18 protein-coding genes are annotated in these 24,210 nt (G+C 70.8%); 9 read left to right on the top strand and 9 right to left on the bottom strand.

Annotated features, from left to right (window positions below):
• Nucleotides 1–18 precede the first annotated feature (18 nt).
• The 8 genes from QOL88_RS10845 (at nt 19) to QOL88_RS10810 (ending at nt 14,534) form a co-directional block, all read left to right on the top strand.
• Complete coding sequence (locus QOL88_RS10845; RefSeq protein ID WP_097216240.1) at nt 19–1,029, top strand: carbohydrate ABC transporter permease; 1,011 nt, start codon at nt 19–21, stop codon at nt 1,027–1,029.
• Nucleotides 1,030–1,044: 15 nt separating this feature from the next.
• Nucleotides 1,045–1,953 (top strand): sugar ABC transporter permease, encoded by a 909-nt coding sequence (locus tag QOL88_RS10840; RefSeq protein ID WP_097216239.1) that lies wholly within the window; start codon nt 1,045–1,047, stop codon nt 1,951–1,953.
• Between the two features lie 195 nt (nt 1,954–2,148).
• Nucleotides 2,149–3,843: a glycoside hydrolase family 13 protein gene (locus QOL88_RS10835; RefSeq protein WP_097216238.1), complete on the top strand. Its 1,695-nt coding sequence runs from the start codon at nt 2,149–2,151 to the stop codon at nt 3,841–3,843.
• Nucleotides 3,844–3,962: 119 nt separating this feature from the next.
• Nucleotides 3,963–5,336 carry an alpha-amylase gene (locus QOL88_RS10830; RefSeq protein WP_097216237.1) on the top strand — a complete coding sequence of 458 codons (1,374 nt, stop codon included), beginning with the start codon at nt 3,963–3,965 and terminating at the stop codon, nt 5,334–5,336.
• Between the two features lie 157 nt (nt 5,337–5,493).
• Nucleotides 5,494–6,909, top strand: a complete 1,416-nt coding sequence (locus tag QOL88_RS10825; protein ID WP_097216236.1) for a glycoside hydrolase family 30 protein — start codon at nt 5,494–5,496, stop codon at nt 6,907–6,909.
• Between the two features lie 133 nt (nt 6,910–7,042).
• Complete coding sequence (pulA, locus tag QOL88_RS10820; RefSeq protein WP_097216235.1) at nt 7,043–12,451, top strand: pullulanase-type alpha-1,6-glucosidase; 5,409 nt, start codon at nt 7,043–7,045, stop codon at nt 12,449–12,451.
• A gap of 91 nt (nt 12,452–12,542) precedes the next feature.
• Nucleotides 12,543–14,147 carry a fused response regulator/phosphatase gene (locus QOL88_RS10815; RefSeq protein ID WP_097216234.1) on the top strand — a complete coding sequence of 535 codons (1,605 nt, stop codon included), beginning with the start codon at nt 12,543–12,545 and terminating at the stop codon, nt 14,145–14,147.
• A gap of 30 nt (nt 14,148–14,177) precedes the next feature.
• Nucleotides 14,178–14,534 carry a 5-carboxymethyl-2-hydroxymuconate Delta-isomerase gene (locus tag QOL88_RS10810; protein ID WP_097216233.1) on the top strand — a complete coding sequence of 119 codons (357 nt, stop codon included), beginning with the start codon at nt 14,178–14,180 and terminating at the stop codon, nt 14,532–14,534.
• Nucleotides 14,535–14,539: 5 nt separating this feature from the next.
• On the opposite strand, the gene QOL88_RS10805 is transcribed toward QOL88_RS10810, so the two are convergent.
• The 3 genes from QOL88_RS10805 to QOL88_RS10795 form a co-directional block, all read right to left on the bottom strand.
• Nucleotides 14,540–15,229, bottom strand: coding sequence for a TetR/AcrR family transcriptional regulator (locus QOL88_RS10805; protein ID WP_097216232.1), 690 nt, complete (start codon nt 15,227–15,229; stop codon nt 14,540–14,542).
• A 94-nt stretch (nt 15,230–15,323) separates the two neighbouring features.
• Nucleotides 15,324–17,246, bottom strand: a complete 1,923-nt coding sequence (locus QOL88_RS10800) for a hypothetical protein (RefSeq protein WP_097216231.1) — start codon at nt 17,244–17,246, stop codon at nt 15,324–15,326.
• Between the two features lie 48 nt (nt 17,247–17,294).
• The gene (locus QOL88_RS10795) at nt 17,295–17,822 is read right to left on the bottom strand and encodes a tetratricopeptide repeat protein (RefSeq protein WP_097216230.1); all 528 of its coding nucleotides are present in this window, start codon (nt 17,820–17,822) and stop codon (nt 17,295–17,297) included.
• Between the two features lie 161 nt (nt 17,823–17,983).
• Between QOL88_RS10795 and QOL88_RS10790 the strand changes: the two genes are divergently transcribed.
• Entirely contained in the window at nt 17,984–18,418 is a 435-nt protein-coding gene (locus QOL88_RS10790; protein ID WP_179878830.1) for a hypothetical protein, read from the top strand.
• A gap of 74 nt (nt 18,419–18,492) precedes the next feature.
• Here QOL88_RS10790 and QOL88_RS10785 read toward each other — a convergent pair whose 3' ends face one another.
• The 6 genes from QOL88_RS10785 to QOL88_RS10760 all read right to left on the bottom strand — a co-directional run bounded on the left by QOL88_RS10785 (nt 18,493) and on the right by QOL88_RS10760 (nt 24,169).
• Nucleotides 18,493–20,055 (bottom strand): DUF1996 domain-containing protein, encoded by a 1,563-nt coding sequence (locus QOL88_RS10785; RefSeq protein ID WP_097216228.1) that lies wholly within the window; start codon nt 20,053–20,055, stop codon nt 18,493–18,495.
• Nucleotides 20,056–20,258: 203 nt separating this feature from the next.
• A complete protein-coding gene (locus QOL88_RS10780) occupies nt 20,259–20,912 on the bottom strand; it encodes a LuxR C-terminal-related transcriptional regulator (RefSeq protein ID WP_097216227.1) in 654 nt (217 codons plus the stop codon).
• The gene (locus QOL88_RS10775; RefSeq protein ID WP_097216226.1) at nt 20,903–22,162 is read right to left on the bottom strand and encodes a sensor histidine kinase; all 1,260 of its coding nucleotides are present in this window, start codon (nt 22,160–22,162) and stop codon (nt 20,903–20,905) included. The genes QOL88_RS10780 and QOL88_RS10775 overlap by 10 nt, the downstream gene beginning before the upstream one ends.
• Before the next feature lie 88 nt (nt 22,163–22,250).
• Complete coding sequence (locus QOL88_RS10770; RefSeq protein WP_107426738.1) at nt 22,251–23,261, bottom strand: SDR family oxidoreductase; 1,011 nt, start codon at nt 23,259–23,261, stop codon at nt 22,251–22,253.
• A gap of 78 nt (nt 23,262–23,339) precedes the next feature.
• Nucleotides 23,340–23,930: a winged helix-turn-helix domain-containing protein gene (locus QOL88_RS10765; RefSeq protein ID WP_097216224.1), complete on the bottom strand. Its 591-nt coding sequence runs from the start codon at nt 23,928–23,930 to the stop codon at nt 23,340–23,342.
• Nucleotides 23,931–24,046: 116 nt separating this feature from the next.
• On the bottom strand, nt 24,047–24,169 hold the full coding sequence (locus QOL88_RS10760; RefSeq protein ID WP_097216223.1) for a hypothetical protein: 123 nt from the start codon (nt 24,167–24,169) through the stop codon (nt 24,047–24,049).
• Nucleotides 24,170–24,210: the final 41 nt, after the last annotated feature.

Genomic DNA, 24,210 nt, shown 5'->3' with positions numbered 1-24,210 from the left:
TCCAGAAGGTGTCGAACCATGACAGTCGCCATCGACCGAGCGACCGGCAAGCGGCGGGATCCAGGTGAGCGGGAACCGCGACCCGGGCCGGCCCAGCGGCTGAAGAACGGCCTCCACAAGCACTGGTACGCCTACGTGATGATCGCCCCGGTCGCCGTCGTGCTCGGCGTCCTCGTGGTGTACCCGCTGGTGTACGGCCTGTACCTCACCCTCACCGACGCCACCAGCCTCAACACCGCCCGCACGATCGGCGTCAACCACATCGACGCCACGTACACGTTCATCGGCCTGGACAACTACGCCGACATCCTCTGGGGCCCGACGGCCTACGACCGCTTCTGGTCGCACTTCCTGTGGACGGGTTTCTGGACGGCGGCCTGTGTCGCCCTGCACTACGGCATCGGTCTCGGCCTCGCCCTGCTGCTCAACCAGAAGCTGCGCGGCCGGACGCTCTACCGGATGATCCTCGTCCTGCCCTGGGCGGTGCCGACCTTCGTCACCGTCTTCGGCTGGCGGTTCATGCTCGCGGACGGCGGCGTCATCAACAGCGCCCTGGAGGGCCTCGGTCTGCCGACACCGCTGTGGCTGGAGGACACCTTCTGGCAGCGGTTCGCCGCGATCATGGTCAACACCTGGTGCGGTGTGCCGTTCATGATGGTCTCGCTCCTCGGCGGCCTGCAGTCGATCGACGCGAGCCTGTACGAGGCCTCCGAGATGGACGGAGCCAACGCCTGGCAGCGATTCCGCTACGTCACCCTGCCCGGTCTGAGGTCCGTCAGCACGACGGTCGTGCTCCTCGGTGTCATCTGGACCTTCAATCAGTTCGCCATCATCTTCCTGTTGTTCGGCAACACCGCACCGGACGCCCAGATCCTCGTCACGTGGGCCTACCAACTGGGCTTCGGGCAGCAGCCGCGCGACTACGCCCAGTCCGCCGCCTACGGAATCCTGCTCCTGTCCATCCTGATCGTCTTCACCTCCTTCTACCGCCGCTGGCTGAACCGCAACGAGCAGCAGCTCGCGATCTGAGGCAGGAGTTCCCCCATGACTACGACCACCGTCGAGAGCTCCGCACCGGCCGGCGAACGGCGCCCCGCGGCCGCCCCCGGCAAGGTCCGCGGCCGCAGCGAACGCAGCCGCGGCGCCTCCCTCGCCTCGCACGCCGTGCTGATCGCCGCCAGCCTGACCGCGCTCTTCCCGGTCGCCTGGCTGGTGTTCCTGTCCCTCGGCCCGGACAAGGACGACTACCTGCACCCCGGGCGCATCTGGGGCAAGCTCTCGCTCGACAACTACGCCTATGTCCTCCAGGACACCGGGTTCTTCGACTGGCTGAAGAGCACGCTGGTCGTGGTGCTGGGCACGACGCTCATCGGTGTCGTCGTCGCCGCGTCCACCGGCTACGCCGTCTCCCGCATGCGGTTCCCCGGCTACCGGAAGCTGATGTGGGTGCTGCTGGTCACCCAGATGTTCCCCATCGCGGTACTGATCGTGCCGATGTACCAGATCCTCTCGGATCTGCGGCTCATCGACAGCTACCTTGGTCTCATCCTGGTCAACTGCACCACGATCGTGCCGTACTGCGCCTGGCTGATGAAGGGCTATTTCGACACCATCCCGTTCGAGATCGACGAGGCCGGGCGCGTCGACGGGCTGACCCCCTTCGGCACGTTCGCGCGGCTCATCCTGCCGCTCGCCAAGCCGGGCCTCGCGGTCGCGGCGTTCTACAGCTTCCTCACGGCCTTCGGTGAGGTCGCGTTCGCCTCGACGTTCATGCTGAGCGACGGCAACTACACGTTCGCCGTCGGTCTGCAGACGTTCGTCAGCGAACACGACGCCCAGCGCAACCTGATGGCCGCGACGGCCGTACTGATCGCGATACCGGCGGCCCTGTTCTTCTACCTCGTGCAGAAGAACCTGGTGACCGGGCTGACGGCCGGTGGCACCAAGGGGTGACCCCTGCGAGTTGACCGTCCGCGGCTCACGTCGTGGCTGGTCGCGCAGTTCCCCGCGCCCCTTGGTGCGCTGCCGAACCGTCCCTCAGAAGCCCGAGGTGGCCGCGGTGCCCATCCGACCCCGCTGTGCCGCGGCCGCCTCGTCACCCCACTCACACCTCACATGACCACACCCCTGTTACGCATCAAGGACGACATGAGCCAGCACTCAGCTGCACCTGCCCCCACCCCCACAGTGGCCGTCGCCAAGCGCCGCGACTGGTGGCGGGACGCGGTGATCTACCAGGTGTACCCGCGCAGCTTCGCCGACAGCAACGGCGACGGCATGGGCGACCTGGAGGGTGTCCGCAGCCGCCTGCCGTACCTGCGCGACCTCGGCGTGGACGCCGTGTGGCTCAGCCCCTTCTACGCCTCGCCGCAGGCCGATGCCGGCTACGACGTCGCGGACTACCGCGCCGTCGACCCCATGTTCGGCAATCTCCTGGACGCCGACGCGCTCATCCGCGACGCCCACCGGCTGAGCCTGCGGATCATCGTCGACCTGGTCCCCAACCACTCCTCCGACCAGCACGAGTGGTTCAAGCGGGCCGTCGCCGAGGGCCCGGGATCCTCGCTGCGGGACCGCTACCACTTCCGCCCCGGCAAGGGTGCGAACGGCGAGCTGCCGCCCAACGACTGGGAGTCGATCTTCGGCGGCCCGGCCTGGACCCGGGTCACCGAGCCCGACGGCACGCCCGGCGAGTGGTACCTGCACCTCTTCGCCCCCGAGCAGCCCGACTTCAACTGGGAACACCCGGCGGTCGGCGACGAGTTCCGCTCCATCCTGCGCTTCTGGCTGGACATGGGCGTCGACGGCTTCCGCATCGACGTCGCCCACGGTCTGGTGAAGGCGGAAGGCCTGCCCGACCTTGGATCCCACGACCAGGTGAAACTGCTGGGCAACGATGTCATGCCCTTCTTCGACCAGGAGGGCGTGCACGAGATCTACCGGCAGTGGCGGCTGATCCTCGACGAGTACGCGGGTGAGCGCATCTTCGTCGCGGAGGCGTGGACGCCGACCATCGAACGCACGGCCCACTACGTCCGCCCCGACGAGCTGCACCAGGCCTTCAACTTCCAGTACCTCAGCACCCACTGGGACGCCGGGGAGATGCGTGAGGTCATCGACCGCACTCTGGAGGCCATGCGCCCGGTCGGCGCCCCCGCCACCTGGGTGTTGTCCAACCACGACGTGACCAGGCACGCCACCCGCTTCGCCAACCCGCCCGGCCTCGGCACCCAGATCCGCCTGGCCGGCGACCGCGAACTGGGCCTGCGCCGGGCCCGGGCCGCGAGCCTGCTGATGCTGGCGCTGCCCGGCTCGGCCTACGTCTACCAGGGCGAGGAGCTCGGACTGCCCGACGTCGTCGACCTGCCGGACGAGGTGCGCCAGGACCCGGCGTACTTCCGGGGCGCGGGCCAGGACGGCTTCCGCGACGGCTGCCGGGTGCCGATCCCGTGGACCCGGACGGGTTCGTCGTACGGCTTCGGTGACGGCGGCAGCTGGCTGCCGCAGCCGGAGGGCTGGGGTGAGCTGAGCGTCGAGGCGCAGACCGGCGAGGCCGGTTCGACCCTGGAGCTGTACCGGGCCGCGCTCCGCGTGCGACGCGAGCAGCCCGACCTCGGCGCCGGCACCTCCGTGGAGTGGCTGCGGGCGCCCGAGGGCGTGCTGGCCTTCCGGCGCGGGGAGTTCGTGTGCGTCGCGAACACCACCGCCGAGTCGGTGGCGATGCCGGCGTACGGCCGGGTGCTGGTGGCGAGCGGGGAGATCGTCGAGGTCGACGACGAGGCGAAGGTGCCGGCCGACACCACGGTGTGGTGGACCACCGCGACCGCGGGGGCTCGCGCCTGATTTTCCTTTGAATTTCGTACGGCCCGCTGCCCTTTCGGGTGGCGGGCCTCTACTATCTGCGTCACCGCAAGGTTTCTGAACCTTGCAGCAAGAACCTTCAAAGAAGAAGGAAACCCCACATGGCACGCAGATACCTCGCCTCCGCCGTCGCGCTCGCCGCGGCTGCGGTTGTCATGAACCCGACTAATGTGCAGGCCTCCCCACCCGGCACCAAGGACGTCACCGCGGTCCTCTTCGAGTGGAACTTCGCCTCGGTCGCCCGCGAGTGCACCACCATCCTCGGGCCCGCCGGATACGGCTACGTCCAGGTCTCCCCGCCCGCCGAGCACATACAGGGCCCGCAGTGGTGGACCTCGTACCAGCCGGTCAGCTACAAGATCGCCGGCCGGCTCGGTGACCGCGCGGCGTTCCAGAACATGGTGAACACCTGCCACGCGGCCGGTGTGAAGGTCGTCGTCGACACCGTCGTCAACCACATGGCGGCCGGGAGCGGCACCGGCACCGGCGGCTCGTCCTACAGCAAGTACACCTACCCCGGCCTGTACTCCGCGCCCGACTTCGACGACTGCACCGGCCAGATCGGCAACTACCAGGACCGCTGGAACGTCCAGCACTGCGAACTGGTCGGTCTCTCCGACCTCGACACGGGCGAGAACTACGTCCGCGGCGCGATCGCCGGGTACATGAACGACCTGCTCTCCCTCGGCGTCGACGGCTTCCGCATCGACGCGGCCAAACACATCGACACCGCCGACCTCGCCGCCATCAAGTCCCGGCTGAGCAACCCGTCGGTGTACTGGAAGCAGGAGGTCATCTACGGCTCCGGCGAGGCCGTCCAGCCGACCGAATACACGAGTAACGGCGATGTCCAGGAGTTCCGCTACGCCTACGACCTCAAGCGGGTCTTCACCAACGAGAACCTCGCCTATCTGAAGAACTACGGCGAGGGCTGGGGCTACATGAGCAGCGGCGTCTCCGGCGTCTTCGTCGACAACCACGACACCGAGCGCAACGGCTCGACGCTCAGCTACAAGGACGGTGCCACCTACACCCTGGCCAACGTCTTCATGCTGGCCTGGCCCTACGGCGCCCCGGACATCAACTCCGGCTACGAGTTCTCCGACCACGACGCCGGCCCGCCGAACGGCGGCCAGGTGAACGCCTGCTGGCAGGACGGCTGGAAGTGCCAGCACAACTGGCCCGAGATCAAGTCCATGGTCGGCTTCCGCAACGCCACCCGGGGCCAGGCCGTCACCGACTGGTGGGACAACGGCGGCGACGCGATCGCCTTCGGCCGGGGCAACAAGGGCTTCGTGGCCATCAACCACGAGCCGGGTTCGCTGAGCCGTACATATCAGACGTCGCTGCCTGCGGGGACGTACTGCGACGTGCAGAACAACAGGACCGTGACGGTGAACTCCAGCGGGCAGTTCACGGCCTCCCTGGGCTCCCACACGGCCCTGGCGATCCACGCGGGCAAGTCCACCTGCTAGATCCACATGGCCGGTTGCGGTGCGGACGGGATTGACGCCCGCGGAACGCTGCCTTACGTTCCCTCCCCAGCGCCAACTCCCTGAACGCTGTTCACCATCTCGAACATCGCCCCTCGGAAGCCCCGAGGGGCGACCGCATAGGACTGGGAGCGCTCCCATGGCACGGATCACGCTGCTCGGGCTCAGAACATGGACGGTCACCTCCCTCGCGGTCCTGCTGACGACCGCCGGAGTCACCGCGGGGGCCTCTCCCGCGGGCGCCGGGGCGCAAGCCTCCGCGACCATCGACGGATCCACCGGGCATCAGCCGATCGACGGCTTCGGCATCTCCGAGCACTTCGGCCGGGCGCAGATCATGCGGGGCTCTCAGGGCCTGCCCGCCCAGCGCCAACGCGAGATCCTGGACCTGTTGTTCAGCCGGAGCACCGGCGCCGGCCTGAGCATCCTGCGGCTCGGCATCGACTCGGGCATCCAGCCGACCGACCCCGGCGGGCCGAACGCGACACCGAAGTACGTGTGGGACCGCGACGACAAGGGCCAGGTGTGGCTCGCCCAGCAGGCCAGGGCGTACGGCGTGAACCGCTTCTACGCCGACGCCTGGACCGCGCCCGGGTACATGAAGACCAACGGCGCGGACGCGAACGGCGGCACCCTGTGCGGTCTGGCGGGAGCCACCTGCGCGAGCGGCGACTGGCGCCGGGCGTACGCGAACTACCTCGTCCAGTACGCGAAGTTCTACGCCCAGGAGGGCGTCCGGATCAACGACCTCGGATTCACCAACGAACCCGACTGGACCGCCACGTACGACTCCATGCGGCTCACCCCCGCCCAGGCGGCCGAGTTCACCAAGGTCTTCGGGCCCGTGGCGAGGGCGGGCGGATACAAGGTCGTGTGCTGCGACTCCTTCGGCTGGAACCAGCAGAAGAGCTACACCAGCGCGATCGAGGCGGACGCCACGGCCCGCGGCTACGTCGACACCCATGCCGGCCACACGTACGCCAGCAAGGTCGACGGTCCGCTGCCCACCGGCAAACGGACCTGGATGTCGGAGTGGTCGCCCGACGGCACCACCTGGAACGAGGCGTGGGACGACGGCAGCGGCTACGACGGGTTCACGGTCGCCTCCGCGGTCCATGACGCCCTGACCAAGGGCAACACCAGCGGCTACGTCTACTGGTACGGCGCCTCGACCGGCGCGACCCGCGGGCTGATCCAGATGGACGGCGCGAACTACCGCGTCTCCAAACGCCTGTGGGCGCTGGCGAACTACAGCCGCTTCATCCGGCCCGGGGCCACCCGCATCGGCGCGACCACGTCCGACACCGGCCTGAAACTGTCGGCGTTCCGCAATGCCGACGGCACCGTGACGGTCGTGGCGCTCAACGCGGCCGCCACCGCCACCCCGGTGTCCTTCAGCCTCCGGAACATCGGCTTCACGGCCGGGACGGCGACGCCCTACGTGACGGACAACTCCCGCAGCACCGCCCGGCAGCAGGCCGTACCGGTCACCGGGGGGTCGCTGAAGGACACGGTTCCCGCGCGCTCGCTCGTCACCTACACCCTCACGCGCTAGACCGCACGTCCTGCTGACGATCTGTTGAAAGTTCTTACCAACAGTTTCAAGACTCTTGCTGTAAGCGTTTCGGCGGCGATACGGTCGCGCGGGGTCGGACCCGAGAGAGCCGCAATGCAAGGAGTCCACGTCAGTGATACCGAGATGGCGTGCGCCCGCAAGGCGCCGAACCGCCCGTGCCGGACGGGTCGCCGCGGTCACCGTCACCGCGCTGGCCGCAGCGCTCGTCCAACCCCTCGCGGCGCGGGCGGACACCCCGCCACCGCCCCCGTCCGACGCCAAGCTCGCCGCCGAGCCCGCCCGGCACGACGCCACCCGTGAGCAGTTCTACTTCGTCCTGCCGGACCGTTTCGCGAACGGCGACCCGCGCAACGACAGGGGCGGCCTCACCGGCTCCCGCCTCGCCACCGGATACGACCCCACCGACAAGGGCTTCTACCAGGGCGGCGACCTCAAGGGCCTGACCAAGAAGCTCGACTACATCAAGGGCCTGGGCACCACCGCCCTCTGGATGGCCCCGATCTTCAAGAACCAGCCCGTGCAGGGCACCGGGGCGAACGCCTCGGCCGGCTACCACGGTTACTGGATCACCGACTTCACCCAGGTCGACCCGCACTTCGGCACCAACAAGGACCTCGAGACCCTCATCGACAAGGCCCACGCCAAGGGCATGAAGGTCTTCTTCGACGTCATCACCAACCACACGGCGGACGTCGTCGACTACGAGGAGAAGTCCTACGACTACCTCTCCAAGGGCGCCTTCCCGTACCTGACGAAGGACGGCGAGCCCTTCGACGACGCCGACTACGCGGACGGGCGACGGGCCTTCCCCGAGGTCGGCACCGGCTCCTTCCCACGCACCCCGGCCGTCCCCGCGGCGAAGAAGAACGTCAAGGTCCCGTCGTGGCTCAACGACCCGACGATGTACCACAACCGGGGCGACTCCACCTTCGCCGGTGAGAGCTCCGCGCACGGCGACTTCTCCGGCCTGGACGACCTGTGGACCGAACGGCCCGAGGTCGTGCGGGGCATGGAGAAGATCTACCAGCGCTGGGTACGGGACTTCGACGTCGACGGCTTCCGGATCGACACCGTGAAGCACGTCGACATGGAGTTCTGGACGCAGTGGGCCACCGCCCTCGACACCTACGCCGCCCAGCGCGGCCGGGACGACTTCTTCATGTTCGGCGAGGTGTACTCGGCCGACACGAACGTCACCGCCCCGTACGTCACCCAGGGCCGGCTCGACGCCACGCTCGACTTCCCCTTCCAGGAGGCCGCCCGGCAGTACGCCTCGCAGGGCGCGAGCGCGCAGAAACTCGCGGGTGTCTTCGGCGACGACTACAAGTACACGACCGGCAAGGCCAACGCGTACGAGCAGGTCACCTTCCTCGGCAACCACGACATGGGCCGCATCGGCTCGTTCCTGAAGCAGGACGACCCGAAGGCGACCGACGCCGAGCTCCTCGCCAAGGACGAACTCGCCAACGAGCTGATGTTCCTCAGCCGCGGCAACCCGGTCGTCTACTACGGCGACGAGCAGGGCTTCACCGGCCCGGGCGGCGACAAGGATGCCCGGCAGAGCATGTTCGCCTCGCGCACCGCCGACTACCTCGACGACGACCGCATCGGCACCGACCGCACCCACGCCGAGGACGCCTACGACACCAAGGCCCCGCTCTACCGGCAGATCAGCGCGCTCGCCGCACTCCGCAAGGCCCATCCGGCCCTCACCGACGGCGTCCAGCAGCAGCGGTACGCGGCCGACGGCCCGGGCGTCTACGCCTTCTCCCGCACCGACGCGAAGAACGGCACCGAGTACGTCGTCGCCTTCAACAACGCGGGCGAGGCGAAGACCGCGACCTTCCCGACCGGCTCGGCCGGCATGACGTTCAAGGGCATCCACGGCACCGACGCCGCCCCGAAGAGCGACGGCGACAAGAAGCTCACCGTCACCGTCCCGGCCGGCTCGGCGGTCGTCCTCAAGGCCTCCGGCAGGCTCGCCAAGCCCGCCACGGTGCCCACGATCACCCTGAAGGCCCCGGCCGCCGGCGCCACCGGCACCGCGGAGGTCTCCGCGGACCTGGACGGCGGCGGGCAGCTCAACCGGGTCGTCTTCGCCGCGCAGACCGGCAACGGCAGGTGGCAGACCCTCGGCTCCGCCGACCACGCCCCGTACAAGGTCACCCACACCATCGGCAAGAACGTGGCGCCCGGCACGGCCCTGCGCTACAAGGCCGTCGTGATCGACTCGGCCGGCCGCACCGCGAGCGCGCCGGCCGCCTCCACCACCGGCACCCCGCCCGCCGAGGAGCCGCCCAGCGCCTCCTCCCGCGACTACGCGATCGTCCACTACAAGCGCGCCGACGGCGACTACGCCGACTGGGGCCTGTACGCCTGGGGCGACCTCGCCGAGGGCGAGGCCACCGAGTGGCCGAAGAGCCACCCCTTCACCGGCCGTGACGCCTACGGAGCCTTCGCCTGGGTCAAGCTCAAGCCCGGCGCCTCGAACGTCGGCTTCCTCGTCATCGACAAGGACGGCGACAAGGACGTCTCCACCGACCGCACCATCGACGTCACCAAGACCGGCGAGGTCTGGATCGAGCAGGGCAAGGACACCGTCACCACCGAGCGCCCCGACCTACCGGCGCCCGACAGGACCAAGGCCGTCCTGCACTACCACCGGGCCGACGGTGACTACGACGGCTGGGGCCTGCACGTGTGGACCGGCGCCGCGAACCCCACCGACTGGTCGAACCCCCTGAAACCGGTGAAGACTGACTCCTATGGCGCTGTCTACGAGGTGCCGCTCACCGAGGGTGCCACCGGCCTCAGCTACATCATCCACAAAGGCGACGAGAAGGACCTGCCCACCGACCAGTCGCTCGACCTCAAGGCGAACGGCCATGAGGTGTGGCTGGTGAACGGCCAGGAGAAGTACCTGCTCCCACAGCCCGCGGGCAGCGCGGCCGCCCTCGACCCGACCACCTCCAAGGCCGTTTGGATCGACCGGAACACCCTCGCCTGGAACGGCTCCGACGCCGCCGCCTCCACCCAGCTGCTGTACTCCCGCGACGGTTCGATCACCGCGCAGGACGGCACCCTGACCGGTGACGCCAAGTGGCTGCGCCTGTCGAAGGGCGAGCTGACCGACGCCCAGAAGGCGAAGTTCCCGCATCTGAGGGAGTACGACGCCTGGACCGTCGACCCGCGCGACCGCGACCGGGTCCGCGAGGCCCTGCGCGGCCAGGTCGTCGCCACCCAGCACACCGCGACCGGGGCGGTGCTCGCCGCGACCGGCGTGCAGATCGCCGGAGCCCTCGACGACCTGTACCCCGGCGCCACCAAGGCCGACCTGGGGCCGACGTTCTCCAAGGGCCGCCCCACACTGTCCGTGTGGGCGCCGACCGCACAGCAGGTGTCACTGGAGATCGGCGACTCCACCGCGCCGATGAAGCGCGACGCCGCCACCGGCGTCTGGTCCGTCACCGGCCCGACGTCCTGGAAGGGCAAGCCCTACCGGTACGTCGTCAAGGTCTGGGCGCCCAGCGTCCGCAAGATCGTCACCAACAAGGTCACCGACCCCTACTCCCTCGCCCTCACCGCCGACTCCGAGCGCAGCCTCGTCGTCGACCTGCACGACAAGGCGCTCAAGCCCTCCGGCTGGTCGGCGTACACCAAGCCCAGGGCCGTACCGCTGAAGGACGCGCAGATCCAGGAGCTGCACATCCGGGACTTCTCCGTGGCGGACCGGACGGCGAAGCACCCCGGCACCTACCTCGCCTTCACCGACAGGACCGCCGACGGCGGCAAGCACCTGCGCGAGCTGGCGAAGGCGGGCACCTCCTACGTCCACCTGCTGCCCGCCTTCGACATCGCCACCATCCCGGAGAAGAAGGCCGACCAGGCGAAGCCCGACTGCGACCTGGCCTCCTTCCCGGCCGACTCCGACAAGCAGCAGGAGTGCGTCGGGAAGACCGCCGCGAAGGACGCCTACAACTGGGGCTACGACCCGTACCACTACACGGTGCCCGAGGGCTCGTACGCCACCGACCCGGACGGCACCGCCCGCACGGTCGAGTTCCGCAAGATGGTGAAGGCCCTCAACGACGACGGACTGCGGGTCGTCATGGACGTCGTCTACAACCACACCGCCGCGAGCGGCCAGGACAAGACAAGCGTCCTCGACCGGATCGTGCCCGGCTACTACCAGCGGCTTCTCGCCGACGGCTCGGTCGCGAACAGCACCTGCTGCGCCAACACCGCCACCGAGAACGCCATGATGGGCAAGCTCGTCGTCGACTCGATCGTCACCTGGGCGAAGGAGTACAAGGTCGACGGCTTCCGCTTCGACCTCATGGGCCACCACCCGAAGGCCAATATCCTCGCGGTCCGGGAGGCCCTCGACGCGCTCACCGTGGAGAAGGACGGCGTCGACGGCAAGAAGATCATCCTCTACGGGGAGGGTTGGAACTTCGGCGAGATCGCCGACGACGCCCGGTTCGTCCAGGCCACGCAGAAGAACATGGCCGGCACCGGCATCGCCACCTTCTCCGACCGCGCCCGTGACGCGGTCCGCGGCGGCGGCCCCTTCGACGAGGACCCCGGCGTCCAGGGCTTCGCCTCCGGCCTGTACACCGACCCCAACTCCTCGAAGAACAACGGCACTCCGGCCGAGCAGAAGGCCCGCCTGCTGCACTACCAGGACCTCATCAAGGTCGGCCTCTCCGGCAACCTCGCCGGCTACCGGTTCACCGACACCGCGGGCAAGGAGGTCAAGGGTTCCGAGGTCGACTACAACGGCGCCCCCGCCGGCTACGCGGACGCCCCCGGTGACGCCCTCGCCTACGCCGACGCCCACGACAACGAGTCCCTGTTCGACGCGCTCGCCTTCAAGCTGCCCGCTTCGACGAGCGCGGCCGACCGGGCCCGGATGCAGGTCCTGGCCATGGCGACGGCCACCCTCTCGCAGGGCCCGGCCCTCTCCCAGGCGGGCACCGACCTGCTGCGTTCCAAGTCCCTGGACCGCAACTCCTACGACAGTGGCGACTGGTTCAACGCCGTCCACTGGAGGTGCGAGGACGGCAACGGCTTCGGCCGCGGACTGCCCATGGCGGCCGACAACACCGACAAGTGGCCGTACGCCAAGCCCCTGCTGAGCACGGTCAAGGTGGGCTGCGAGCAGATCGAGGGCACCTCGGCCGCCTACCGCGACCTGCTGCGGATCCGCAGCACCGAGAAGGACTTCTCCCTCGGCACGGCCGAGCGGGTGCAGTCCCGGCTCTCCTTCCCGCTGTCCGGTGAGGACGAGACACCCGGCGTGATCACCATGCGGCTCGGTGACCTCGTCGTCGTCTTCAACGCCACGCCGAAGACGCAGGAACAGCGCGTCCCGGCACTCGCCGGGGCCGGCTACCGGCTGCACCCGGTGCAGGCGGCGGGGGCGGACTCTACCGTCAAGTCCTCCTCCTACGCTGCCGAATCGGGCACGTTCGCCGTTCCGGGGCGTACCGTCGCCGTCTTCACCCGGTCCGCCGGATAGCGCACTACGTTGGGTGGGGCGGGCCGTGACACCCACGGTCCGCCCCACCCCCGTACGCTCCCGAGGGGCCGCCGACTTGGACCCCAGAGGCATGCAGCAGAGCCCCGGCACCACGGTGCTGGTCGTCGACGACGTCGCGGCCAGCCGCTACGCCATGGGCGCGGTGCTGCAACGCGCCGGCCACCGCGTCGTGCCCGTCGCCAGCGGCGGCGAGGCGCTCATCGAACTCGACGTCCGGCTGCGGGAGGGCACCCTGCCCGACGTGGCCCTCGTCGACGTGGGTCTGCCCGACATGAGCGGTTTCGAACTGTGCCGCCGGGTCCGGACCCAGCCGCCCATGGCCGCGCTCCCCGTCGTGCACTTCTCCGCAGCCGCGACCGCACCCGGCGACCGGTGCAGGGGACTCGACGCAGGCGGGGACGCCTATCTGACCGTGCCCGCCGAACCACGGGAGATCCAGGCCGTCGTCCGGGCCGCCGTGCGCGGAGCCCGCCGCACCGCCGGCGCCGAGGCCGCCGTCCACCGGCTGACCCTGCTGACCGAGGCCGTCATCACCGTGCAGGCGGCCCGCTGCCCCCGGGAACTCGCCACTGCCGCCGCCGACGGCACCGCACGCCTCACCGCCTCACCCGCCGTGGTGTTCGTCGTCGGCCCGGACGGCGAGCCGTACCGCGGCACGGCCCGGGGCCGCCCCGCGGGCGCCGGCGGCGACGCCCACCAGGCGGCGGCCCGGCTGGTCACCCGGCTCGCGGAGGGTCGCGCGGGCGTGCACACCACCGTCGTCCCCGCGCCGCTGTGGCCGACCGGCGTCTTCCGGGCCGGCGTCGAGGAGGACGCCCGCCTGACCGTGGCGACGGCCCAGGACGGCCGGACGACGGTGTGCCTCGCGACGCCCGCGCGGTCCACGGCGACCGGCGACCCCGCGGACGACGGACTGCGCGCCCGCCTCGCCCAGGCCACCGTGCTCGCCGCCGAACCGCTGCTGATGTACCAGGTGGAACGGCACGTCGCCCTCACCCTCCAGCGCAGCTTCCTGCCCCGGCCGCACAAGCTGCCGCACCTGCCGGGCGTCGACATCGTCGTCCGCTACGTGCCCGCCTCCGAGCAGGCCGAGATCGGCGGCGACTTCTACGCCGCCCTGCGCACCCGCGACGGTGTCCTCACCGCGGTCGGGGACGTCGTCGGGCACTCCCTGGACGCGGCCACCGTCATGGTCGAGATCCGCCACGCCCTGCGCGCCTACTGCGTCGACGAGAGCGACCCCGTCGTGCTGGCCACGCGGCTCGACCGGATGCTCCAGGAGTACCACCCCGACATCACCGCCACCGTGTGCCTGACCCTGCTCGACCCCGGCAGCGGGCGGGTGCGCATCGCCAACGCCGGTCACATCCCGCCGCTGATCCTGCGCGACGGGGGCGGCGCCGGGTACGCCGACGCCTGCGGTCCGCTGCTCGGGCTGGGCCTGGAGCGGCCCCCGGCGACCGAGTGCCGGCTGCACCGCACCGACCGCCTGCTCATGATCACCGACGGCCTCATCGAGACCCGCGGCATCCCCCTCACGACCTCCATGGAGCAGCTCCGCACGGCAGCCGCCGGCGCCCCGGCCGGCCTCGACGGCCTCTGCGACGTGCTGCTGGGCTGCTTCGGCCAGGACCGCGAGGACGACATCGCGATGCTGGCCCTGCGGTTAGGGTGAGCCCGATGGCCGCCTAGAACTGGAGTACTGATGCCGCAGATCACCGTCGACTACTCGGCCGACCTCGCCGGCGACTTCGACCGGCCCGGTTTCGCGAAGGCGCTGCACGAGGCGACGGTCGAGATCGCGGCCGCCAAGCCGCCCGCCTGCAAGACACGGTTCCGTCCGACCGAGGACATCGTGGTCGGCCCCGACACCGAGGGGCACGCCCATGTCCACATCCACATCGCCCTGCTCGCCGGCCGCACCGACGAGGTCAAGACCCGCCTCACCCAGGCCGCCCTGGAACTGCTGCGGACCCATCTGAAGCCGGCCCAGGGGCTCGCGCTGCACGCCTCCGCCGAGGTCCGCGACCTGGACCCGTCGTACGCGAAGTTCGAGAGCTGAGCCGATCAGCTCGCCAGGGCGATGAGCCGGCCGGCCAGGAGCGCGAACGGGCCGTCGGCCGGCTCGTCCCTGACGATGCCGCGCAGCAGCGTGGCCATCTCCTCGTCGTAGGCGGCACTGACCGCGGCGAGGGCGGCGAAGTCGTTGACGAGCTGGGGCTCCAGCTCCTCGCGCGGGATGCGCCGGCCGTCCAGCCAGATCAGCGCCGTCGCCTCGGCGAGGGAGATCCAGGAACGGACGACCAGTTCGAGGCGCGCGGGCGGATCGGTCACGCCCAGGTGCGAAAGGATCTGGACATACGCGGCCTGCCGTACGGAGTCGACGAGCGCGTTGGTCGTGGAGGAGCCGACGGCCGGGCCGCCGCGCATGAGGGCGGAGAAACCGGGCCCGTGTTCCTCCACGAAGTCGAAGTAGCGGCGCATCACGCGCAGCAGCCGCGCCCCCAGCGGACCCTCGTGCGGCTCCACGAAACGGGCCGCGAGGTCGTCCGAGGCCCGCTGCAACGCGGCCTCGTACAGGCTGAGTTTGCCGGGAAAGTAGTGGTAGACCAACGGGCGTGAAATGCCCGCGGCCGACGCTATCTCGTCGATGGAGACCTCGTCGGGCGAGCGGCGGCTGAACAGTTCGAGGGCGACGCCGATCAACTGCTGCCGCCGCTCCTCGACTCCCATTCTGCGGCGAACCCCGGTAGTCATACGAACACCTTACCGATCGATTCCGGCCTCGAACGGCCCGGATCGATCGCGGGGTTCCGCCGGCCTCAGCGGACGGGCCCCGCAGCGGCCCCCGTCAGCGCAGCCCGCGGAGCGAACGCCCGTCCTTCAAGGTCCCCTTGAGCTGAGCCTGCGCCCCCTGCTCGGCCCGCACGGTCAGCAGACTGCTCCGCGCCTCGCCCGTCACTCCGCCCGACGCCCGGATCGACGCGGTCTCCGCGCTTCCCGCGGCCAGCAGATACCAGTCACCGGCCTTCGCCTTCCACAGCACCCCGGCCAGCACATGCGGGTCCCGCGGCCCGCACGCCGGGACGTTCTCGGCCTGCGCCGCAGCCGCTCCGTACGCCCCGCCCGGCGTGTGGAACTGCGCCAGCACCCGCGCCCCGCCGCCCCGCCAGGTCTCGGCCCGGGTGCACACCCACGCCGCCGAGCCGCTCGCGTCGGGCAGCGGCTGCTCGTTGAACGCCCAGGCGTTGACGCTGCGCACCCCCGCCGAGCGCACCGTGCCCAGCGAGCAGGCGAACGGCTGCCAGGTGTGCAGCGCCGCGGCCCCGGACACCTCGCGCGGGGAGCCCGGCCGTCCGGCGGTGAGCCGGGCCGGGACCAGTTCGCCGAGGTCGGTCAGCAGCCGGGTCGTGGTGCCGTCGGTCACCTGCAGCACGTTCCACGAGGAGCAGGGGCCGGACCGCAGCGCCGGGCTGGCCAGCGGTGCGGTCACTCCGTCGGTGAGCGCGAGGTCCATCGCGCCGGAGCCCGGCTTCATCAGGTCCCGCTCGCCGGCCTTCCGCACCCAAGGGGCCGTCAGATAGCGGACGTTGCCGTCGGACCGGCCCAGGACCACCGCGCCCGCCTCGGCCCGGCCGGCCCCGTCGACCCGGGCGAAGTCGAGGGCGGCGCCCTGGGTGCCGTCCTTCGGCTCGGCGTACCGGGCGATGCGCAGACCGTCGTAGAGGATCACCACGCGCGCCGCGTCGACCGTCCCCGCGTACAGCAGCTGGGGCGGTCCGGCCGGGCCGCCGGACAGGGTGCCGGGGGTCACCGACACCTGTACCGTCTCGCCGGGGCGGGCCCACACGGCCAGGGCGCGGCGCAGCAGGGCCTTGTCGCCGGTCAGGTCGCCGCGGGCCGGCCACACGGAGAAGTCGGTGCGCGCCGAGCTGCGCCAGGCGGTCGGGGGCATCCGGGTCAGCTTCGAGGGGTCCAGGGCGGCCTGCGCGGCCGGGTTGCGCGCGTAGGGGGGTGCCGCGGCGCCCTCGGGCCCCCAGCCCTCACCGGGCAGGCCGAGCAGCGCCCCGCACGCCAGCAGCGCGGCGCCGGCGGCCAGGGCGGCCTTCAAGTGCTGGCGGCGGCGCATCAGGTCGGTGGGACGGGCCTGGAGCGAGCAGGGGTCGAACTCGGGGGAGTCGAGCAGCCCGTACTGGGCGGGGATCCCGTCGGCCTCCAGAAGGGCGCCCTCCGGGTCGGCGACGCCCGCCGCCGCGAGAACCTCGCACACCCCCTCGTCCGTGAGCCGCTCCAGGCCGCGCATCGCGTAGGCGGCCCGGGCCGGGCCCGACAGGGTGGACAGCCGCTGGTCCAGGGAGAGCTCGTCGGCGCCGCCGGAGCGCGGGAACAGCTTCAGACCCCACACGTGCGGCAGCAGCGGCGGCAGCTGGGACCTCTTGGGCCACGCCTTCGCCTTCAGCGGCAGCCCCGCCTCCAGCGCCGTGCGCAGCACCTGAAGACGGACCAGGGCGTACCCCGGGTCGCCGTCCCGGCCGGTGGACTGCGCCGGGATCACCGGGGCCGGGGTGCGGGTGCGGGGGAGCGCCCGCTGGGTGAGGGCGTGCGCGGTCAGGACGCGGCGGCTGCGGCCCAGCCCGGGTGGCAGCACCAGATAGGCCAGCCGGACGAGCCGCGGGTAGTGCTCGACGAGCGCGGCCTCGGCCTGCTCGACGTCGACGACCGGGCCGGCCGGGGAGGGGGGTGCGGGGCGCTGGGCGACATCCTGTGACTGCACGTTCAGCAGAACGAGCGAATCGGTGGATGGTCACCTGGCCGCGCGGCGTCACGCCCCCGGGTGCTCCCCGGGCTCCACGAGCAGCCGGGCGTAGTTCGCCATGGACCGCTGGTAGCGCGGCAGATGCGGGGCCAGGGCGCCCAGGGCCAGCGCCAGGGCCTCCCGGTCGCGGCCGAGGCTCGACAGACACAGGGCGAGACAGGCGCGTACGGGGTCGTCCAGCTCGTCGGACGGCGCGAGAAGTTCGGGCGTCAGCAGGGCGACGCCCTCCTCGGCCCGGCCGATGTTCCGCAGCGAGCTGGCCAGCTGGATCTTCGTCCGGCGGGCCTTGTAGGGGCTGACGTCGGCGAGGTCGTGCTCCAGCGCCTCCCGGTAGAGGGGGACCGCCTTGTCGGAGCGGCCCGTGGAGTCCCAGGCGCAGGCCTGTTCGAACAGGCCGTGCGGACTGCCCTCGGGCAGCTCGGCGACCAGGGCGTCGACGTCGGCGCGGAAGCGGGCCTCGTCCTCCTCCGTCTCGGCGTACTCGTCGAAACGGTCCCACAGGGCGGCCACACGATCTTCCCAGTCCTGATCCACCGGGCCACCCTCGCACAGGAGTGCACACCGGGGCAGCGGATTTTGAGCACCGCGGGCTCCACAGCCGTATCGAAGGCGAGAGCCTCTTGCCGGGGCTCCGTGCGGCATGCGTCCGGACCGTGCCGTGACAAGGACCGTGCCGACAAGGACCGGAGGAACAGATGAGGGTGACCCGACCGATGCTCGCGCTGAGCGGCGCGGTGGCGATACTGGCGCTGACCGGCTGCGGCGGATCCGGCGACAAGGACGAGGCGGCCGTTCCGAAGGAGGTGAGCGGCAGCCTGGAGCACATCGCGGCCGAGGCCGACTGCAAGCCGAACATGCAGACCGACGCGGACACCATCCGCCAGGCCCTCTGCAAGAAGGGCAAGGAGAAGTACGTCCTCGCGACCTTCTCCACGGACCGTGGCCAGCGCGAGTGGCTGAACAGCGCCAAGGACTACGGCGGCTACTACCTCGTCGGCCGCAAGTGGGTCGCCGTCGGCCAGCAGAAGACGGTCACGTCGCTGCAGGGCACCCTAGGCGGGACCATGGAAGAGGGCTCCGAGCACATGAACCCCGGCGGCAGCCACAACAAGAGCGGCCACCACGGCTGAGCACGCGGGTCGCAACAGCGGAAGGCCGGCGGTGGGAATTCCCACCGCCGGCCTTCCGCGTCACCGGTTCAGGACTACTGGCAGTCCTCGCCGTTGTTGATGCACTGGACCATCTCGTTCATCACGTTCTCGTCGAAGAAGTTGATGAAGTCGTTGTGGTCGGTGATCGGCTTGTGCAGCTGCTCCGGGAAGGAGTCCACCGCGAAGGCGTTCTGCACCTGGCCGTTGTTGATCTGCGGCGCCGGTACGTCGTAGACCAGTCGGACCTGGAGCTGGGGGATGGCCTTGAAGCCGTTCGAGCAGCTGCCGTCCGCCTCGACGAAGTCCACGTGGGTGCGGTGGTTGGCGCTGTCGATGTTCTGGCCGTCCCAGCAGCTCTGGAAGTTGGACAACCGGACCACGCTGCTGCCGTCGGGGCAGATCGGGTACTTGTCCGTCACCTGACGGTCCTCGAAACCCGTGCAGGTCCAGGACGTGTTGGCGTTGTTCAGGCCGTTGGTGAGGGACTTGGCGTCACCGGTGATGATGCGCAGGGCCTTAGGCATCGCGACGACGTCGCTGGTGCGGTTGCCGACGAACTTCAGCTGGGCCTCGGCGGGCTCGACGATCTTGCCGACGTTGCCGTCCTGGCCACCGCCGGGCTGACCGGCGTCGATGTCGTCCGAACCGTCCTGGATCCGGATGACCGGCCAGAAGTACGTGGACTTGTCGCCCTGGTTCTGGCAGGTCGTCTGGCCGTTGGCCAGGTCGTCGTCGCTCGCGAAGGCGTTGTTGTTCTGGTTGCCGACGTAGTCGTGCTGGTGCTGCGCACCGTTGGACACGCCGGGCGCCACGATCACGTTGTCCGAGTTGCGGTTCTCGTTCTCGTTGGTGCCGCACTGCGTGGTGAACGTGCCCGTGGAACCGCCGTCGCCGTTCGCGGCGAGGCCGTTCGGCAGGTTCCGGGAGTTCGGCTGGACGTTCTCGATGTTGATGAAGTCGTCCGCCGCCGGGCCGTTGCCGTCCTGCCCGCCGTTGCCGCCCTGCCCGCCGTTGCCGCCCTGCCCCTGGCCGTTGTCCTGACCGCCGTTGTTCTGGCCCTGGTCCTGACCGCCGTCGTTCTGGCCGTCGTTGTTGTTCTGGCCGTCGTTGTTCTGACCACCGCCGGCCTGGCCGTCGTTGGTGTTGGCGTCAGCGGCCATGCCCTGGCACGTGGCCAGCTGCTCGAGGTTGCCCGGGGCCTGTCCGCCCACCCGCCGGATGTTGATGCCGATCCGGTCGATGGCCGCGGTCCGCTTCGACTTCAGCGGGCCGAGGATGGCGTTGTTGACGAAGCCCGAGTCACCGGCCTGGGCCTGACGCGTCGAGGCGAGACGGGTGTAGGCCTCGCTGATCTGCTTGTCCAGGTTGGCCAGTTCCTTGTCCACCCCCTGGCGAGCACCGTCCGGCACATCGGTCAGCTTCTGCCCTACGTCCGGGCACTGGATCGTGGCGATCTGTGCGCCCGCGGACTTCGTCTGGTTCGCCGAGTTCTCCTCGTGCGCCGAGGCGTAGAAGTTTGCCCAGATCAGCCCGCCCCCACCGAGCGCTAGGGCCGCCGATGCGGCAATGGCCTTGGTGGCCAGCGGCGTACGGCGTTTTCTTGTGTTGCGTCCCATGGAACTCCTCTGACTTCCTTTTTCGGGGGCATCGAGGCGCCCGACAGGAGTGAAGCGGCTCCCTTCCATACGGGGGTGGTCCCACAGGTGTTCAGATGTCTCGGAAATTGATGCGAGATTCGTGAGGGCCGTGTGTCCTCAACAGCCCCTTTGGCACCAGGAGTTGCCGATCTTCCACAGAGGGTGGATGGGCTCGTCCGGTTTCACCGGCCGTGGTCGAGATAGGCGAGAACCGCCAGCACGCGGCGGTTGTCGTCGTCCGAGACCTCCAGCCCCAGTTTGGCGAAGATGTTGGCGGTGTGTTTGGCGATCGCCCGTTCCGTCACGACCAGCTTCCCCGCGATCGCCGCGTTGGAGCGGCCCTGCGCCATCAGCTCCAGCACCTCCCGCTCCCGGGGCGTCAGCCGCGCCAGCGGCCGGTCGTCGGCCGAGCGGCGGGCCAGCAGCTGCTGGATGACCTGCGGGTCCATCGCCGTGCCACCGGCGGCCACCCGCCGTACGGCGTCCACGAACTGCTCGGCGTCGAACACCCGGTCCTTCAGCAGGTAGCCGACCCCGCCGCTGCCGTCGGCGAGCAGCTCGCGCGCGTACAACTGCTCCACGTGCTGGGAGAGCACCAGCACCGGCAGCCCGGGCCGGTTCCGGCGGGCGTCGAGCGCGCACTGCAGACCTTCGTCGGTGTGCGTGGGAGGCAGGCGGACGTCGACCACGGCGACGTCCGGGTCCAGTTCGGCCAGCGCGGCGGCCAGTTCGGGCCCGGTCTCTACGGCCGCCGCGATCTCGAAGTCGTGCGCCTGGAGCAACCGGACGAGTCCGTCGCGCAGCAGGAAGAGGTCTTCGGCCAGGACTACGCGCAAGGGATCTCCATGGTGACCATGGTGGGGCCGCCGACGGGGCTGCTGACGGCCAGGACGCCGTCGAATGTACCCAGTCGCCGCTCGACCCCGGCCAGTCCCGAACCGGCCCCGATCACCGCACCGCCCTTGCCGTTGTCCGTGACGGTCGCCCGGAGCATGCCGTCCGCCCGGTGCACATCGACCCAGATCCGGTCGGCGCCCGAGTGCTTCACGGCGTTGGTGAGCACCTCGCTGACGGCGAAGTACGCGGCCGACTCGACGGGCGCCTCGTACCGCCCGGGCAGATCCACGCTCACCTCTGTGGTCACCGGCAGCCGCAGCGCCAGCGCCCGTACGGCGTCACCCAGACCGCGCTCGGCGAGGACCGGCGGGTGGATGCCGCGCACCAGCTCGCGCAGCTCGGTCAGCGCCTCCACCGAGGACTTCCGGGCCTGCGCGATCAGCTCCTTGGCCCGCGCCGGGTCCTTGTCGAGGAGCGCCTCGATGGTGCCGAGGTCCATGCCGACGGCGACCAGCCGGGCCTGGGCCCCGTCGTGCAGGTCCCGCTCGATGCGCCGCAGTTCGGCGGCGGAGGAGTCGACGGCGTCGCGCCGCGTCTCGGTCAGCACCCGCACCCGCTCGGCCAGTTCCCCCTGGTCGCCGGCGAGCACGGCCCGGGTGAGCCGGAAGTGGACGCCGAGCAGGCGCGGGTTGAGGAAGTGCGCGAGGAACAGCAGCACCAGCCCCAGGGCCGCCGCACCGAAGGCGGACGCCTGGCCGGTGACCGGCACGAAGCCGTACCAGTACCCGTCGGGGAAGACCCGCCACAGCCCGATCGCCAGCGCGAACCCCTCCAGCGGGTAGAGCAGCAGCACCGCCGGCAGCAGCGCGGTGACGAACCCCGCGGTCATGTCGACCGGCAGCCACCGCAGGTCCCGCCAGGTCGCAGGGTCACGCAGCATCCCGAAGGTGCGCGCCCACGGGTGGGCATCCTTGGGCAGCGGCCGGTACACCGGAGGGATCCGCACTCCGCCCCACTCCGCCGCGAGCACCCGCCGTGCGTTCGCGAACGCCCGCACCCCCGTCAGCACGTACGGCGTGGTGACGATCCCGACCCCGATCGGGATGAGCGCGATCGAGACCAGGGACAGGCAGAAGCACAGCACCGCCCCCGGCAGGGAGACGAGGGCCAGCGCGAGCCCCCGCACCGCGGCCAACCCGATGCCCCGCCCTGTCGTCCGCCCGCTGCCGTTCTTCGTGTCCATGGTCATGGCGTCAGTCTCGCCGAGCGCGCCCGCCCGGTCACGGGGCCGGGACACCCGGCCGGGGGGTGGTGTTACGTACACCCCGGGCGGTCGTTCAGGCACCGGTGCCGGACGCCAGCACCTTCGCCTCCACCTCCGGATCGAGACCCGAGCGCGGCCGGTCCGGGCGCTGGGGCACCACGCCCCCGAGGTCCTGGAGCCACCGCCAGGTGTCCGCCACGGTCTCCTCGACGGGCCGGCAGACCAGCCCGGCCCCGACCGCCCGGGAGACGTCCGCGCTGTGCAGGGCCTCGTACAGGTCGCTGCCCGGCGGCACCCACACCGGCAGCTCGGTCCACGGCTCGATGCCCGCCTCCAGGATCACCCCGGGCTCGGTCCAGCGGAGTTCGGCGGCGCCGCCGGTGACCCGCACGCAGGCCTCGAGCAACGCGCCCATGGTGGCGTGGCCCTGCGGACTGACCAGGTTGTACGGCCCGCTCAGCTCCCGTTCGGCCGCGAGCACGATCCACTCGGCCAGGTCGCGGACGTCCACGTACTGCAGGGGCAGGTCACGCGGGCCCGGCGCCAGCACCGGGCCGCCGCGCGCCGTACGGCCCAGCCACCAGGGCAGCCGGCCGATGTTCTCGTACGGGCCGAGGATCAGCCCGGCCCGTACGAGCACCGACCGGTCCGCGCCGAAGGCGTCCAGCACGGCCAGTTCGCCGCCCCGCTTGTCCTGCGGGTACGCGGTCTGCTCGGCGTCGGGCGAGGCCCCCTCCACCAAGGGCGCGTCCTCGTCGTACCCGGCGGGCGGGGCCCAGGCGTACACCGAGCAGCTCGACACGTACACGTACCGGCCGGCGCGGCCCCGCAGCAGCCGCGCCGTGTCCCGCACCGCGTGGGGCGCCCCCGACCAGGTGTCGACGACGAGGTCCCACTCGCCCGGGTCGTCGGCGAGGGCGGCGAGGCCGCCGGGAGCGGTGCGGTCACCGAGCAACGACCGGACTCCCGGCGGCGCGTCGTGCCGCCCCCGGTGGAAGACGGTCACGTCCCAGCCCCGCCCCAGCGCCGCCTCCACGACGGCCCGCCCCACGAACTCCGTACCACCCAGCATCAGAAGCCTCATGCCGCTGACTCTGCCCGGTCGGGGGAGAGGAGGGAACGGGGATCTGCTGTCGGCAGACGGGACAGGGCGGGGGCGGTGTCAGTGTGCTGTCGCCGGGACGTACGTGTAGCCCACTCGGCGCACGGTGCGGATCGTGTCGCGGTGCTCCGCGCCGAGCTTGCGGCGCAGGCGGGCGATGTGGACGTCGACCGTGCGGCCGTCGCCGACGTGCCCGTAGCCCCACACCGTGCCGACCAGCTGGTCGCGAGTGTGCACCCGGTTCGGGTGCGCCACCAGGTGCGCCAGCAGCTCGAACTCCAGGTAGGTGAGGTCGAGCGGCTGCCCGGCCACCCGGGCGGTGCGCTGCACGGTGTCGACGCGGATCAGCGGCTCGCCGCCCGGTTCGGCATCGAGGTCCGGGCCGGGGGACCGGGGCAGGTCGGGCACCGCCACCGGGAACGGCGGCTGCTGGTCGGCCGGGACGAGCACCAGGTAGCCGACCATCGGCGGCTGCCCCGGCAGCGTGGGCAGGGTGTGCTGCGGAGCCGGCAGCCAGGTGGCGCCCGGCGGCAGCAGGTCCGCGACCGTCACCACCTCGTCCCGGTCGACGGAACGCAAACGGTGCCGTGGGCCGTGGGGCGCGGGGGTGGTGAGGGGGGCGGCGGTGGACAGGGAACGAGTGGTCGCCATGAGAGGTCAGCTCTTTTCGCGCGAGGAGTTCGTCGGGAGGTCGACGGCCGCGATTCGTGGTCGGGCTCGCCGAGGGACGTACGCGGTTCGCGCTGGCCGAAGGCCGGGGTGCGGCTTTAGAGGGCCTGCGCGTTCATCGCGCGGCAACACACCCGGTCGAAGTCGTGGTCCTGGCGGGACGGCCAGAAGGGCTCGAGGTCGTGACGACCTGTCGCGGTGTGCTTCTGGTAGCTGGCCATGTGCCCATTGAAGCAGAGCCGGTCCTCCGCCGGGAGTCTCC

Source organism: Streptomyces sp. Ag82_O1-12 (assembly GCF_900182715.1).
Lineage (GTDB): Bacteria > Actinomycetota > Actinomycetes > Streptomycetales > Streptomycetaceae > Streptomyces > Streptomyces massasporeus.
Note: the sequence above shows the minus strand (reverse complement) of the source record. Positions and strands in the feature narration are given on the sequence as shown.

Bases quoted from the DNA above. Each gene is read 5' to 3' on its own strand.
- QOL88_RS10845 (WP_097216240.1), top strand. From the start codon at position 19: ATGACAGTCGCCATCGACCGAGCGACCGGCAAGCGGCGGGATCCAGGT.
- QOL88_RS10840 (WP_097216239.1), top strand. From the start codon at position 1,045: ATGACTACGACCACCGTCGAGAGCTCCGCACCGGCCGGCGAACGGCGC.
- QOL88_RS10835 (WP_097216238.1), top strand. From the start codon at position 2,149: ATGAGCCAGCACTCAGCTGCACCTGCCCCCACCCCCACAGTGGCCGTC.
- QOL88_RS10830 (WP_097216237.1), top strand. From the start codon at position 3,963: ATGGCACGCAGATACCTCGCCTCCGCCGTCGCGCTCGCCGCGGCTGCG.
- QOL88_RS10825 (WP_097216236.1), top strand. From the start codon at position 5,494: ATGGCACGGATCACGCTGCTCGGGCTCAGAACATGGACGGTCACCTCC.
- QOL88_RS10815 (WP_097216234.1), top strand. From the start codon at position 12,543: ATGCAGCAGAGCCCCGGCACCACGGTGCTGGTCGTCGACGACGTCGCG.
- QOL88_RS10810 (WP_097216233.1), top strand. From the start codon at position 14,178: ATGCCGCAGATCACCGTCGACTACTCGGCCGACCTCGCCGGCGACTTC.
- QOL88_RS10805 (WP_097216232.1), bottom strand. From the start codon at position 15,229: ATGACTACCGGGGTTCGCCGCAGAATGGGAGTCGAGGAGCGGCGGCAG.
- QOL88_RS10790 (WP_179878830.1), top strand. From the start codon at position 17,984: ATGAGGGTGACCCGACCGATGCTCGCGCTGAGCGGCGCGGTGGCGATA.
- QOL88_RS10785 (WP_097216228.1), bottom strand. From the start codon at position 20,055: ATGGGACGCAACACAAGAAAACGCCGTACGCCGCTGGCCACCAAGGCC.
- QOL88_RS10775 (WP_097216226.1), bottom strand. From the start codon at position 22,162: ATGACCATGGACACGAAGAACGGCAGCGGGCGGACGACAGGGCGGGGC.
- QOL88_RS10770 (WP_107426738.1), bottom strand. From the start codon at position 23,261: ATGAGGCTTCTGATGCTGGGTGGTACGGAGTTCGTGGGGCGGGCCGTC.
- QOL88_RS10765 (WP_097216224.1), bottom strand. From the start codon at position 23,930: ATGGCGACCACTCGTTCCCTGTCCACCGCCGCCCCCCTCACCACCCCC.
- QOL88_RS10760 (WP_097216223.1), bottom strand. From the start codon at position 24,169: ATGGCCAGCTACCAGAAGCACACCGCGACAGGTCGTCACGACCTCGAG.